This is a genomic window from Plantactinospora endophytica (assembly GCF_016862915.1).
GTDB classification, from domain to species: Bacteria; Actinomycetota; Actinomycetes; order Mycobacteriales; family Micromonosporaceae; genus Plantactinospora; species Plantactinospora endophytica.
Map to the genome: position 1 here is coordinate 118,460 of NZ_BONW01000010.1, position 12,914 is coordinate 131,373.

General features: G+C 72.8%; 14 protein-coding genes. 11 read left to right on the forward strand and 3 right to left on the reverse strand.

Translation table 11 applies throughout. The features are described from left to right. The first annotated feature begins 4 nt into the window (after positions 1-4). From hydA to Pen02_RS42960, 10 genes are all read left to right on the forward strand, one after another. The gene (gene hydA, locus Pen02_RS11660; protein WP_203865989.1) at positions 5-1,408 is read left to right on the forward strand and encodes a dihydropyrimidinase; all 1,404 of its coding nucleotides are present in this window, start codon (positions 5-7) and stop codon (positions 1,406-1,408) included. A gap of 9 nt (positions 1,409-1,417) precedes the next feature. Then, positions 1,418-2,899 (forward strand): CoA-acylating methylmalonate-semialdehyde dehydrogenase, encoded by a 1,482-nt coding sequence (locus Pen02_RS11665; protein WP_203865990.1) that lies wholly within the window; start codon positions 1,418-1,420, stop codon positions 2,897-2,899. Between the two features lie 7 nt (positions 2,900-2,906). Then, the gene (locus Pen02_RS11670; protein WP_203865991.1) at positions 2,907-3,974 is read left to right on the forward strand and encodes a TIGR03842 family LLM class F420-dependent oxidoreductase; all 1,068 of its coding nucleotides are present in this window, start codon (positions 2,907-2,909) and stop codon (positions 3,972-3,974) included. A gap of 46 nt (positions 3,975-4,020) precedes the next feature. Continuing rightward, a complete protein-coding gene (locus tag Pen02_RS11675) occupies positions 4,021-4,866 on the forward strand; it encodes an ABC transporter permease (RefSeq protein ID WP_239140487.1) in 846 nt (281 codons plus the stop codon). After that, positions 4,863-5,813 carry an ABC transporter ATP-binding protein gene (locus tag Pen02_RS11680; RefSeq protein ID WP_372445600.1) on the forward strand — a complete coding sequence of 317 codons (951 nt, stop codon included), beginning with the start codon at positions 4,863-4,865 and terminating at the stop codon, positions 5,811-5,813. Before Pen02_RS11675 ends, Pen02_RS11680 begins: the two co-directional genes overlap by 4 nt. Before the next feature lie 31 nt (positions 5,814-5,844). After that, the gene (locus Pen02_RS11685; protein WP_203865993.1) at positions 5,845-6,711 is read left to right on the forward strand and encodes an ABC transporter permease; all 867 of its coding nucleotides are present in this window, start codon (positions 5,845-5,847) and stop codon (positions 6,709-6,711) included. Positions 6,712-6,796: 85 nt separating this feature from the next. Then, positions 6,797-7,969 (forward strand): ABC transporter substrate-binding protein, encoded by a 1,173-nt coding sequence (locus Pen02_RS11690; RefSeq protein ID WP_203865994.1) that lies wholly within the window; start codon positions 6,797-6,799, stop codon positions 7,967-7,969. 153 nt (positions 7,970-8,122) lie between these two features. Next, a complete protein-coding gene (locus tag Pen02_RS11695) occupies positions 8,123-8,602 on the forward strand; it encodes a cysteine dioxygenase (protein WP_203865995.1) in 480 nt (159 codons plus the stop codon). A 61-nt stretch (positions 8,603-8,663) separates the two neighbouring features. Next, entirely contained in the window at positions 8,664-9,161 is a 498-nt protein-coding gene (locus tag Pen02_RS11700; protein ID WP_203866014.1) for a rhodanese-like domain-containing protein, read from the forward strand. 56 nt (positions 9,162-9,217) lie between these two features. Further along, on the forward strand, positions 9,218-9,994 hold the full coding sequence (locus Pen02_RS42960) for a winged helix-turn-helix domain-containing protein (protein ID WP_203865996.1): 777 nt from the start codon (positions 9,218-9,220) through the stop codon (positions 9,992-9,994). Between the two features lie 64 nt (positions 9,995-10,058). Here Pen02_RS42960 and Pen02_RS11710 read toward each other — a convergent pair whose 3' ends face one another. Continuing rightward, positions 10,059-10,982, reverse strand: a complete 924-nt coding sequence (locus Pen02_RS11710; protein WP_203865997.1) for an AEC family transporter — start codon at positions 10,980-10,982, stop codon at positions 10,059-10,061. 194 nt (positions 10,983-11,176) lie between these two features. On the opposite strand from Pen02_RS11710, the gene Pen02_RS11715 reads away from it, so the two are divergent. Then, positions 11,177-11,788, forward strand: a complete 612-nt coding sequence (locus Pen02_RS11715) for a winged helix-turn-helix domain-containing protein (protein WP_203865998.1) — start codon at positions 11,177-11,179, stop codon at positions 11,786-11,788. A 178-nt stretch (positions 11,789-11,966) separates the two neighbouring features. Here the strand turns inward: Pen02_RS11715 and Pen02_RS11720 are convergent, their stop codons facing one another. After that, positions 11,967-12,623 (reverse strand): response regulator, encoded by a 657-nt coding sequence (locus Pen02_RS11720; RefSeq protein WP_203865999.1) that lies wholly within the window; start codon positions 12,621-12,623, stop codon positions 11,967-11,969. 1 nt (position 12,624) lies between these two features. Then, a partial coding sequence (locus Pen02_RS11725; RefSeq protein WP_203866000.1) for a hypothetical protein occupies positions 12,625-12,914 on the reverse strand: 290 nt, incomplete at its 5' end.

A 12,914-nucleotide genomic window follows, 5' to 3' on the forward strand; every position in this document is an offset into this window, starting at 1 on the left:
CGGCATGACATTGCTGGTCAGGGGTGGCACCGTCGTCGGGGCGACCGGGACGCACGCCGCCGACGTGCTCGTCGAGGGCGAGACGATCGTCGCGCTGTTCGCCCCCGGGCGGGCGCCGGACGGCGACCACCAGGTCGTCGACGCGACCGGGAAGTACGTCATCCCGGGCGGGATCGACGCGCACACCCACATGGAGCTGCCGTTCGGCGGCACGAACGCCTCGGACACCTTCGACACCGGTACCCGGGCGGCGGCGTACGGCGGCACCACCACGATCGTCGACTTCGCGGTGCAGCGTACCGGCGAGGTGGTGCAGGACGGGCTGGCCGCATGGCACGCCAAAGCCGACGGCAACTGCCACGTCGACTACGCGTTCCACATGATCCTCGGCGGGGTCGACGAGGATGCGCTGAAGGCGATGGACATGCTCGTCGCCGACGAGGGGATCAGCAGCTTCAAGCTCTTCATGGCGTACCCGGGAGTCTTCTACTCCGACGACGGCCAGATCCTGCGGGCGATGCAGCGGGCCCGGGAGAACGGCGCAATGATCATGATGCACGCCGAGAACGGCATCGCGATCGACGTCCTCGTGCAACAGGCGCTGGCCCGGGGCGAGACCGACCCGATCCACCACGGGCTGACCCGGCCGGAGGCCCTCGAAGCCGAGGCGACGCACCGGGCGATCCGGCTCGCCGAGGTGGCCCGGGACTGCCCGCTCTACATCGTGCACCTGAGCGCCAGCCAGGCCCTCGAACAGGTCGCGGCGGCCCGGCACGCCGGCCGGAACGTCTTCGCCGAGACCTGCCCGCAGTACCTCTACCTGACCCTGGAGGACCAGCTCGGCGCGCCCGGCTTCGAGGGCGCCAAGTGGGTCTGCTCGACGCCGCTGCGCAGCAAGCACGAGTCGCACCACCGCGACCTCTGGCAGGGCCTGCGCACCAACGACCTGGCGGTGGTCTCCACCGACCACTGCCCGTTCTGCTTCAAGGACCAGAAGGAGTTGGGACTCGGCGACTTCTCGAAGATCCCGAACGGGATCGGCGGCGTCGAACACCGGGTCGACCTGCTCTACCAGGGCGTGGTGGACGGAAAACTGACCCTGGAACGCTGGGTCGAGACGATCGCCACCACCCCGGCCCGGATGTTCGGGCTCTATCCCCGCAAGGGCGTGCTGGCCCCCGGCTCCGACGCCGACATCGTCGTCTACGACCCGGCCGGACGGACCAGCATCGGCGTCGGCACGCACCACATGAACATGGACCACTCGGCGTACGAGGGGTACGAGATCGCCGGACGGGTCGACACGGTGATCAGCCGGGGCAGCGTACTGGTCGCCGACGGGGCGTACCACGGGCGGCGCGGACACGGGCGCTACCTGCGGCGCGGCCTGTCGACGTACCTGAACTGAGGTGTTGTGATGAGGGAGATCCCGCACTGGATCGACGGGGGCGAGGTCGCCGGCAACGGGGACCGGCGGCTGCCGGTCTACGACCCGGCGACCGGCGAACGGCAGGCGGAGGTGGTCGCCGCCACCGACGCCGAGGTGCGGGCCGCGGTCCGGTCCGCCGCCGCCGCGCAACCCGGCTGGCGGGCGGCGTCGCTGTCCCGGCGGGCCGAGGTGATGTTCCGGTTCCGCGACCTGGTGGACGCCAACCGGAAGGAGATCGCCAGCCTGCTCTCCGCCGAGCACGGCAAGACGGTGGCGGACGCGGCCGGCGAGGTGGCCCGGGGCCTGGAGAACGTCGAGTTCGCGGCCGGCGCCCCGCACCTGCTCAAGGGCGGCTACAGCGAGCAGGCCGCGACCGGGGTGGACGTCTACTCGATCCGCCAGCCGCTCGGCGTGGTCGCCGGGATCACCCCGTTCAACTTTCCGGCCATGGTGCCGATGTGGATGTTCTGCACCGCGCTGGTCGCCGGCAACACCTTCGTGCTCAAACCGAGCGAGAAGGACCCGAGCGTCTCGCTGCTCCTCGCCGACCTGCTGCGTCGGGCCGGGCTGCCGGACGGCGCGTTCAACGTCGTCCAGGGCGACCGGTCGGCGGTGCGGGCGCTGGTCGCCGACCCGGACGTCGCCGCGCTCTCCTTCGTCGGCTCGACGCCGGTGGCCAGGTCGATCTACACCGCCGGCACCGCCGCCGGCAAGCGGGTGCAGGCGCTCGGCGGGGCCAAGAACCACATGGTGGTGCTGCCGGACGCCGACGTCGGGGCCGCCGCCGACGCCGCCGTCTCGGCCGGGTTCGGTTCGGCGGGGGAGCGCTGCATGGCCGTCTCGGTGGTGGTCGCGGTCGGCGCGGTCGCGGACCCGCTGGTCGAGGCGATCTCGACGCGGATGGGCCGGATCCGGGTCGGCCCGGCCAGCGACCCGGACGCCGAGATGGGACCGCTGATCACCGGCGAGCACCGGGACCGGGTGCGGGCGTACCTGGACCGGCCCGGCGGGCAGGTGGTGGTCGACGGGCGGGCGCTGCCGGCCACCGACGGACCCGGGTTCTTCCTCGGCCCGTCGCTGGTGGACCATGTCGCGGCCGACTCCGGCTACTACCTCGACGAGATCTTCGGGCCGGTGCTGTCGGTGGTCCGGGTGGACACCTACGCCGAGGCCGTCGCCCTGGTCAATTCCAACGAGTACGGCAACGGCACCGCGATCTTCACCCGGGACGGCGGAGCGGCCCGGCGCTTCCAGTACGACGTGGTCTGCGGCATGGTCGGGATCAACGTGCCGATTCCGGTCCCGGTCGCCTACTACAGCTTCGGCGGCTGGAAGTCGTCGCTCTTCGGCGACCTGCACATGTACGGCCCCGAAGGGCTGGCCTTCTACACCAGGACCAAGGTGGTCACCTCGCGCTGGCCCGACCCGGCGTCGAGCGAGGTCGACCTCGGCTTTCCGAAGGTGCGGTGAGCGGCTGATGGACATCGGGGTGGTCTTCCAGTGCGACCCGCCGGCCCGCGAGCTGGTGGCGCTGGCGAAACGGGCCGAGGCGGCCGGCTTCAGCCACGTCTGGACGTTCGACTCGCACCTGCTCTGGCAGGAGCCGTTCGTGATCTACTCGCAGATCCTCGCCGAGACCGAGCGGGTGATCGTCGGGCCGATGGTGACCAACCCCGGCACCCGGGACTGGACCGTCACCGCCTCCCTCTTCGCCACCCTCAACGAGATGTACGGCAACCGTACGGTCTGCGGGATCGGCCGGGGCGACTCGGCACTGCGTACCCTCGGTTATCCGCCGACCACCATCGCGGAGCTGCGGGAGTGCGTGACGGTGATCCGGGAACTGGCGCACGGCCGGACGGCCGGTTACCGGGGCCGGGAGGTGCGGTTCCCGTGGGTCACCGACGGGGCACTGGAGATGTGGATCGCCGCGTACGGACCCCGGGCGCTGACGCTGGCCGGCGCGATCGGTGACGGCTACATCCTGCAACTCGCCGACCCGGACATCGCGGCCTGGATGATCGGCACGGTCCGGCGGGCCGCCGAGAAGGCCGGCCGGGACCCGTCGGCGATAAAGTTCTGCGTCGCCGCGCCCGCGTACGTCGGCGACGACCTGGCGCACCAGCGCGACCAGTGCCGGTGGTTCGGCGGCATGGTCGGCAACCACGTCGCCGACATCGTCGCCCGGTACGGCTCCGACTCCTCCGGCGTGGTGCCGAGAGCGTTGACCGACTACATCGCCGGCCGGCGCGGGTACGACTACGCCGAGCACGGTCGGGCCGGCAACACGCACACCGACTTCGTACCGGACGAGATCGTCGACCGGTTCTGCCTGCTCGGACCGGTCTCGGCACACCTGGAGAAGCTCGCCGCACTGCGGGAACTCGGCGTCGACCAGTTCGCCGTCTACCTCCAGCACGACGACAAGGAACACACCCTGGCCGCGTACGGCGAGTCGATCATTCCGGCGCTGGGCGGGCCGGGGCCCGGGACAGCGGCGCCGCCGCCGAGGGCCGGGCGCGACCTGCCGGCGACGGCGGTCTGAGGGCGGCATGCCGGGCCTGGGTCGCGGCTGGCGGAGGCGGGCCCGGGTGGCCGTCGGCACGCTCGGCGCGGTGCTGCTCGGCGGGCTGCTCTGGGAGGGCTACAAGGCGGTCGGCGACCCGGACGGCAGCACGCTGTTCGGGGTCCGGCTGCTGCCCCGGGCCGACGACGCGGCCATGCCGCACCTCGGCGAGATCCTCGGCCGCCTCACCGAACCCGAACTGGCCGGTGGCGAGCCGGTCGGGCTGGTGGTGCTGCGTGCCGCCGGGTTCACCCTGCGCGCCGTCGCGGTCGGCTTCGCCGTCGCCGTACTGGTCGGTGGCCTGCTGGCGGTGCTGATGCAGCGGTTCCGGGTCGCCGAACGGGGACTGCTGCCGTACGTGGTGCTGTCCCAGACCGTGCCGTTGATCGCCCTCGCCCCGGTGATCGCCGGCTGGGGCGGGCAGCTATCCATCGGCTCCCGCCCGTGGCAGCCGTGGATGTCGGTGGCGGTCATCGCGACGTACCTCGCGTTCTTCCCGATCGCGGTGGGACTGCTGCGTGGACTCCAGTCCCCGGCCCCGATCGCCGAGGAGCTGATGCGCAGCTACGCCGCCACCTGGTGGCACACGCTGCTGAAACTGCGGCTGCCGGCGGCCCGACCCTATCTGTTTCCGGCGCTCCGGCTGGCCGGCGCGGCGGCGGTGGTCGGTGCGGTGGTGGGGGAGATCTCTACCGGTACCCGGGGCGGCATCGGCCGGCTCGTCGTCGAGTACGCCCGCGAGGCGACCACCGACCCGGCCAAGGTCTACGCGGCGCTGCTCGGTGCGGCGCTGCTCGGTCTTGTCGTGGCCGGTGCGGTCGGCCTGGCGGAACTGCTGCTCACCCCCGGACGAAGGGCGTCGACGCGGTGACGGAGATGGAGACCGGCGCGGTGACCGACCGGACGCCCGACGCGGTCACGGACCCGGTGCAGGTCGAAGCGGTGGTCGATCGGGCGGCCGGGGCGGTGGTCGACCGGGTGACGCCCCGGCGCGGCCGGCCGGCCCAGGTCGGTCGCCCGGGACGGCCGGTCGAGCCCGGACCGGCGGTCGAACTGACCGGGGTGACGAAGGTGTTCAACCCGGGCCGCCCGGACGAGGTGACCGCGCTGCGTGGCGTCGACCTGACCGTCGGGCGGGGCGAGTTCGTCAGCCTGATCGGGCCGTCCGGCTGCGGCAAGTCCACCCTGCTCCGGCTGGTGGCCGACCTGGTGCCGGCGACCGGCGGCACGGTCCGGGTGGCCGACCGGTCTGCCCGGCAGGCCCGCCGGGAGCTGGCCTACGGCATCGCGTTCCAGCAGGCCGGGCTGCTCGACTGGCGGACCGTGACCCGCAACGTCGAGTTGCCGCTGGAACTGCGCGGGCTGTCCCGACGGGACCGACGGACGAAGGCGCGGGAGATGCTGGACCTGGTCGGGCTGGCGGACTTCGCCGGACACTATCCGGACCAGCTCTCCGGCGGGATGCAGCAGCGGGTGGCGATCGCCCGCGCGCTGGCGGTGGACCCGCCGCTGCTGCTGATGGACGAGCCGTTCGGGGCGCTGGACGAGATGACCCGGGAACGGTTGCAGGACGAACTGCTGCGGATCTGCGCCGGCAAGGGCACCAGTACGGTCTTCGTCACCCACTCGATCCCGGAGGCGGTCTACCTGTCGGACCGGGTGGTGGTGATGTCCGCCCGGCCCGGCCGGATCGTCGAGATCGTCGACGTGGCGCTCGGCGAGCGGACCGAGGCGACCCGCCAGTCGAACGCCTTCTTCGCCGGCATCACCCGGGTCCGGCAGGCGCTTCGGGGCACCTCGCCGGAGGCACCGGCATGACCGGCGACGGACGTCCTCCGGGCGCACCGGCATGAGCGGCGACGGACGGTCCGCCGCCCCGGTCGACCCGACCCTGGCGGTGGATCCGGCCGCCCCGGTCGGAGCGCGACGGCGACGCCGGGCGCCGGGGCTGGCCGGGCTGCTCCGGTCGGGCTGGCCACCGGTGCTGTTCGGACTGCTCGGGCTGGTGGTCTGGGAGCTGTCGGTCACCCTCGGCCGGGTGGCGCCGTACCTGCTGCCGGCGCCGTCCCGGATCGGTGCCGAGTTCTGGGACAACCGGGTCACCATCTGGCAGGTCGGGTTGGCCAGTGGCGGCAACGCCGGGGTCGGGCTGCTGCTCGGGGTACTCGCCGCGCTCGCCGCCGCGATGCTGGCCAGCCGGTTCGGCTTCCTCGGCGAAGTGTCACTGCCCGTCGCGGCGGCACTGAACGCGCTGCCGATCATCGCGTTGGCCCCGATCCTGAACAACATGTTCTCCTCGACCAGCAGCGTCCCGCGCCGGCTGGTGGTCGCGATCGTGGTCTTCTTCCCGGTCTTCCTGCACACGCTGCGCGGACTGGCCCAGGTCGATCCGGTGCACCGGGAGCTGATGACCAGTTACGCGGCGAGTGGATGGAGCTTCGCCCGGCTGGTCCGGCTGCCCGGCGCACTGCCGTTCGTCTTCACCGGGCTGCGCCAGGCCGCCTCGCTGTCCGTGATCGCCGCCGTGGTGGCGGAGTACTTCGGCGGTCGGCAGGACGGGCTCGGTTCCCGGATCACCTCGGCCGCCTCGTACACCGCGTACCCGAGGGCCTGGGCGTTCGTGCTCGGGGCCTGCGTACTCGGTCTGGTCTTCTATCTCGCCGCCCTCGGCCTGGAACGCCTCGCGATGCCCTGGCGCGCGCGGCGGCCCGGCTGAACCCGACCGCCTGGCCCTCGCCCGCCCGGCGCAGCCCGACGCCGGAGCCGACCGGCTCCGAACGGAGTTCACCGCTGGAGGATCGATGCGAACATCGGCACGCCCGCTTCCGGGGCTCGGTGGCCAGCTCGGCCGCGCCCTCGTCGCCGGAATCCTGAGCCTCGCCCTGCTGACCGGCTGCGGTACGGCGGACCCCGCCGGCACCCCGGGCACCGGGCCGGGCGGGACGACCACGGTCCGGTTGCAGTTGCAGTGGTTCGTCCAGGCGCAGTTCGCCGGCTTCATTGCCGCCGCCGACCAGGGCTTCTACGCCGAACAGGGCCTGGACGTGCAGATCCTGGAGGGCGGCGTCGACATCGTGCCGCAGACCGTGCTGGCGCAGGGGCAGGCCGACTTCGCGGTGGCCTGGGTGCCGAAGGCGCTGGCCTCCCGGGAGCAGGGCGCCGGAATCACCCAGATCGCGCAGATCTTCCAGCGGTCCGGCACCTACCAGGTCAGTTTCGCCGACCGGAAGATCAACTCACCGGGCGACCTGCGCGGTAAGAAGGTCGGCAACTGGGGATTCGGCAACGAGTTCGAACTCTTCGCCGCGATGACCCGGGCCGGGCTCGACCCGGCCCGGGACGTCACGCTGGTGCAGCAGCAGTTCGACATGCAGGCGCTGCTGCGCGGCGACATCGACGCCGCCCAGGCGATGAGCTACAACGAGTACGCCCAACTGCTGGAGGCGAAGGACCCGAAGACCGGTCAGCTCTACCGGCCGGAGGCGTTCACCGTGCTGGACTGGAACACCATCGGCACGGCGATGCTCCAGGACGCGGTGTGGGCCGACAGCGAGCGGCTGGCGGACGACGCGGCGTACCGGGAGACCGCGACGAAGTTCCTCACCGGCACCCTGAAGGGGTGGATCTACTGCCGGGACAACGTGCCGCAGTGCCGTGACCTGGTGGTGAAACGAGGCTCCAAACTGGGCGCGAGTCACCAGTTGTGGCAGGCGAACGAGGTCAACAAGCTGGTCTGGCCGTCGCCGGGCGGGCTCGGGGTGGTTGACGAGGCGGCCTGGCGGGCCACCGTCGAGCTGGCGCTGACCACCCGCAACCAGGACGGCAAGACGGTGTTGACGAAGCGGCCGGAGCTGACCGCGTACACCAACGACCATGTCCGGGCGGCGCTGGATCGGCTCCGGGGGGCCGGGCTCGACGTCACCGGCACCGGGTACCGGCCGATCCCGGTCACCCTGAACGAGGGCGGGGCCTGAGCGGACGGACCGATCCCGGCGTGACTCTCCCGGTCGGTCACCGGGAAAGTCACGCCGGGTGTCGATCGGGGCTTGTGGTAAAACCTACTAAGCAGATAGGTTTTATGGGCTACTGTCACCGGTAGTCGCACACCTGCCCATGAGGACTCCAAAATGATCTCCATTTCTTCGAACCCGCTCACCGGGCCCGACCCGCTGACCATCGCCCGCCGGTACGCAGCCGACGCCGCCGGCCCGACGGGCTGGCCGGTGCCGCTCCGCTTCGACCCGGTGCAGCGCTGGTACCACCGGCTGGCCAGCGCCGACGACCACGAGGTGTGGCTGCTCACCTGGCTGCCCGGCCAGCACACCGACCTGCACGACCACGGCGGCTCCGCCGGCGCCTTCCTGGTCGCCGCCGGCACGCTGGTCGAGGAGACGGTGGTCGGCGGCCGGCTCCGGCCCCGTCAGCTCGGCGCCGGCACCGGTCGCCGGTTCGGCGCCAAGCACGTCCACCAGGTCAGCAACAACGGTGACCAGCCTGCGGTGAGCGTGCACGTCTACCGTCCCGCGCTGCGCAGCATGACCCGCTACCGGCTGGACGGCGGGCGGCTGCGGGTCGCGGAGGTGGCCGAGGCGGGAGTCGCCTGGTGACCGGGCGCGGCACCGGGTGCGGGTTCGAGGCCCGACACGACGGAAGGACAGCACGGTGAACCTGACCAACCTCCGAGAGCCGGTCGACGGCTGTCGCGGAGCGCAGGCCCCGGCCGGTTCGAGGAGCATCGACGAGATCCTCGCCGCCGCCCGGGTGCGGCTGCGCCGCCTGGACCCGGAGGCGGGGCACCTCGCCATCCGCGCCGGTGCGGTGCTGGTGGACATCCGCCCGGCCGCCCAGCGGGCCGCCACCGGATCGATCCCCGGCGCGCTCGTGGTGGAACGCAACGTACTCGAATGGCGGTTCGACCCGCGCAGCTCCGCCCGGCTCCCGTTCGCCGACCGGTACGACCTCCCGGTCGTCGTCTTCTGCCAGGAGGGCTACACGTCGTCGCTCGCCGCCGCCGCGCTCCAGGACCTCGGCCTGCACCGCGCCACCGACATCGTCGGCGGATTCGTCGCCTGGCGCGGGCTCGGGCTGCCCGCCTTCGGGCCGACCGACGTCTACGCCGAGCCCAGCATCGTCCCGCCGGCCATCCCCCGGCGGGCGCTCACCTGACCCCGCGCGCCACCGCACGCGGGCGGACCGGACCAACGTCCCACGAAGGAGTTCCCATGTCGGTCGTCGCCATCCACCCGCGTACGCCGTCACCGGCCGGACCGGCCCGGGCCGCCTCGGCCCGGCGCCGGTCACCGGCCGCCGAGAGCGCGCCGGTCGTCCGGGTCACCGTCGACGTCCCGCTGGTCGGCGGGCGGGTCACCCCGGAACTGGCCCTGCTGCTGGGGCTGGTCCGCGACCTGCGCGACCGGGGCGCGGACGTGACGACCGAGACCCGGCTGCCCGGCCGTCCGGCCACCGAGCCGGCCCTGCCCGGCGTGCCCGACTCGCTCCTGCGCGGGCTGCCCGACCCGGCGCTGTCCGGCCTCGCCGATCCGGTCCGGCCGGACGGCTCCGGCCCGGTGCCCGCCGCCGGCACGGACGCGTTGCCGACCACCGCCGCCGACCCGTTGCTGACCGCTGCCGCCGCGTCGCTGTTGCGCGGTGCCGCCGATCTCGGCCCGACCAACCCGGGGAGCGGTCCTGCCGGGGAGACGCTGCGGGTGCTGACCGGTCCCCGGGTGGTGCTGCGGGGCGGGCAACCCGTGCCGTTCACCCGGCTGGAGTTCGACCTGCTGGTGTTCCTCGCCCTCAACCCCCGCCGGGTGTTCACCCGGTTGCAGCTCCTGAGCAACGTCTGGGGGTACGAGCACGCCGTCGCCCGTACCGTCGACGTGCACGTACGCCGGCTGCGGTCCAAGGTGGCCCGGTCGGTGCCGCTGGTCACCACCGTGCACGGGGTCGGCTACCGGCTCGCCGACAACGCCCCGGTACGCGTCGACGACCGCGACTGAGAGCCGACCCCGCCCAGGCCCGGCAACTCGGTTCACCCCGTTGCCCGTCCCTCGGCGGGCCGGTTCAGCCCAGCAGGGCGGCGATCACGGCGAGCGAGACGGCGGCGGCGAGGGTGGAGAGCACCACGACGTCCCGGGCGAGCGACTGGGCCTGCCGGTAGTGGGTGGCGAAGACGAAGACGTTCTGTGCGGTCGGCAGCGCCGAGGTGACCACGGCGGCCAGCAGGGTCGGCCCGGTCAGGCCCAGCCCGAACCGGGCGATCAGGTACGCCACCAGGGGCTGGACCACGATCTTGAGGGTCACCGCGACGTACCGCTGCTGGGCGTCGGGGCCGCCGGCCAGCGGACGGCTGCCGGGCAGCGACATGCCGAGCGCGATCAGGGCCAGCGGCACGGCGGCCGAGCCGACCAGGTCGAACGGGCGGAGCAACTCGGCCGGTGGATGCCATCCGGAGATCGACACCAGCACGCCACCGGCACAGCCCAGCATGATCGGGTTGCGGGCCGGCAGCAGCGCGAGCCGGCGCAGGTGCAGACCCCGGTCGGTGCTGGTGGCGTCCAGCACGCCCAGCGCCAGGGGCGCGGCGACCAGCACCTGGAAGATCAGCACCGGGGCGACGAAGGAGACGTCGTCGAGTACGTACGCGGCGACCGGCAGTCCCAGGTTGGCCGCGTTGACGTACGAGGCGGAGAGGGTGCCCACGGTCGCCTCGCCGGCCGGGCGGCGCCAGCCGAGGCGTGCGACGAGGAGGTAGCCGGCCGCCACGACCACCGTGCTGAGTACGAAGGCGGCGAGTGCCGGGGTGGCCAGATCGGCCACTGTGGAGCGGGCCAGCGTACCGAAGAGCAGAGCCGGAGTAGCGATCAGGAAAACCAGCCGGGCGATCACTGCGGTGCCGTGCGGACCGAGCAGGTTGTACCGGCCGACGACGTATCCGACCAGGGTGACCGACCAGATCACCGCGAATCCCGTCACCACACCCCGCATGTTGACCATCCTGCCGGGTGTACGGCGAGCGACGTGATCTGGTACTAAGAGCGAGCAAGTGATTCCGGTGAGTTTGTCGATTGTCACATTCATGCATCGTCGTGTCCCCTTGACCCTCGCCCCGGTGGCCGGAAGCATCGAGTCAGCGGCGGTTCGGGCCGTGGGGGGAACACCCGGAGCAGCCAAGGAGGACCATGTCGGTCAGCCCCGCCTCGTCGCGTACCGGGTGGCACAGCGCCCAGCCGGTCGGACCCGGTCGACCGCCCGGGGCGTCCCGCCGCCCGGCCGGGTCGAGCGCGCCGACGCTGACGGTGACGCTATCCATCCCGCTCGTCGGCAACGAGGAAGTGTTGACGGCACCGGCCCGACGGCTGCTCGAGGCAGCTCGCGAGCTGGTGGAACGGGGCGAGGCCACGATCACCGGGGGATTCGTCGGCCAGCCGGACCGCCGGGCCGAGCCCAGCGCCGTGCCGCGACCGCCGGCCCGGTCGGTCGCCACCGGCGCACCGGAGCTGCACATCCTGGCCGCGTCCCGGTCCGTGCTGCTCGGCGGCGATCCGCTGCCGCTCACCCGGCTGGAGTTCGACCTGTTGATGCACCTGGTCGCGCATCCCCGGCGGGTCTTCACCCGGCTCCAGTTGCTGACCGCCGTCTGGGGCTACGAGCACACCGGGGTACGGACCGTGGACGTGCACATCCGGCGGCTGCGCGGCAAGGTCGGCGACGTACCGCTGATCACCACCGTCTACGGGGTCGGCTACCGGCTGGCCGACGACGCCGTGGTCACCATCGACCGCAACGCCTGACCCGGCCCGCGAGGCCCGCACGCCACGGGCCAGGGGTCTCGACGTCACAGGCCAGGTCTCGACGTCGCAGACGGGGTCTCGGTGTCACAGGCCCGGCCTCGACGTCGCAGACGGGGTCTCGGTGTCACAGGCCCGGCCTCGACGTCGCAGACGGGGTTTCGGCGCGACAGGCAGTGTCTCAGCGCCACGGGGTCGGGCCGGCGTCCCGGGCCAGCAGGGCGGCCTGCACCCGGTTCGTGCAGTCGAGCTTGGCCAGGATCCGGCTCACGTACGTCTTGATGGTCGTCTCGCTCATCCGCAGCCGCCGGCCGACCTCGGCGTTGGACATGCCCTCGGCGACCAGGGACAGGATCTCCGACTCCCGTGCGCTGAGCGCCGCCAGCCGGTCGAGCGCCTGCCGCCGTCGCCCGGCCTGCCCGGGGGTGACCATCCCGAGCAGCAGCCGGGTCACGGCGGGGGAGAGGTAGGCGTCCCCGTCGTGCGCGGCCCGGACCGCCCGGATCAGCTCCTCCGGCGTGCAGTTCTTGAGCACGAACCCGGCCACCCGGCTCTGCACCGCCCGCAGCACGTTCGGTTCCGCGCCGAACGAGGTCAGCACCACCACCCGCAGCTCCGGCAACCGCCGGCCGAGTTCGTCGACCGCGTCCAGGCCGTCCAGCACCGGCATCCTGATGTCGAGCAGCGCCACGTCGACCCGGTGCCGCAGTGCCGCGGCCACGGCCGCGCCGCCGTCCGCCGCCTCGGCGACCACCTCGACGTCGCCGGCCGATTCCAGCACGGTCCGGATGCCGGCCCTGATCAGCGGCTCGTCGTCGGCGAGCAGCACCCTGATCACGTCACCGCACCCCCAGCAGCATGGTCGCCGGCATCGCCACGAACATCACCGCCGCGGTGGCGAGGCCCAGGGCCAGGGTACGGATCCGGGGCGGCGTGGACAGCTCGTCGCCCGCCCCACCGGGCTCCTCGGCGACCGGCAGCATTGCGAGCAGCCGCCAACTCCGCCCGGCCCGCACCGCCCCGGTAGCGCCGCCAACCGGACCGCCGTCCTCGCCGGCCCCGACGATCCCGTCCGGACCGCCGTCCTCGCCGGCCCCGACGATCCCGTCCGGACCGCCGTCCTCGCCGG

Bases quoted from the DNA above. Each gene is read 5' to 3' on its own strand.
- hydA (WP_203865989.1), top strand. From the start codon at position 5: ATGACATTGCTGGTCAGGGGTGGCACCGTCGTCGGGGCGACCGGGACG.
- Pen02_RS11665 (WP_203865990.1), top strand. From the start codon at position 1,418: ATGAGGGAGATCCCGCACTGGATCGACGGGGGCGAGGTCGCCGGCAAC.
- Pen02_RS11710 (WP_203865997.1), bottom strand. From the start codon at position 10,982: ATGCGGGGTGTGGTGACGGGATTCGCGGTGATCTGGTCGGTCACCCTG.
- Pen02_RS11685 (WP_203865993.1), top strand. From the start codon at position 5,845: ATGAGCGGCGACGGACGGTCCGCCGCCCCGGTCGACCCGACCCTGGCG.
- Pen02_RS42960 (WP_203865996.1), top strand. From the start codon at position 9,218: ATGTCGGTCGTCGCCATCCACCCGCGTACGCCGTCACCGGCCGGACCG.
- Pen02_RS11690 (WP_203865994.1), top strand. From the start codon at position 6,797: ATGCGAACATCGGCACGCCCGCTTCCGGGGCTCGGTGGCCAGCTCGGC.
- Pen02_RS11695 (WP_203865995.1), top strand. From the start codon at position 8,123: ATGATCTCCATTTCTTCGAACCCGCTCACCGGGCCCGACCCGCTGACC.
- Pen02_RS11670 (WP_203865991.1), top strand. From the start codon at position 2,907: ATGGACATCGGGGTGGTCTTCCAGTGCGACCCGCCGGCCCGCGAGCTG.
- Pen02_RS11715 (WP_203865998.1), top strand. From the start codon at position 11,177: ATGTCGGTCAGCCCCGCCTCGTCGCGTACCGGGTGGCACAGCGCCCAG.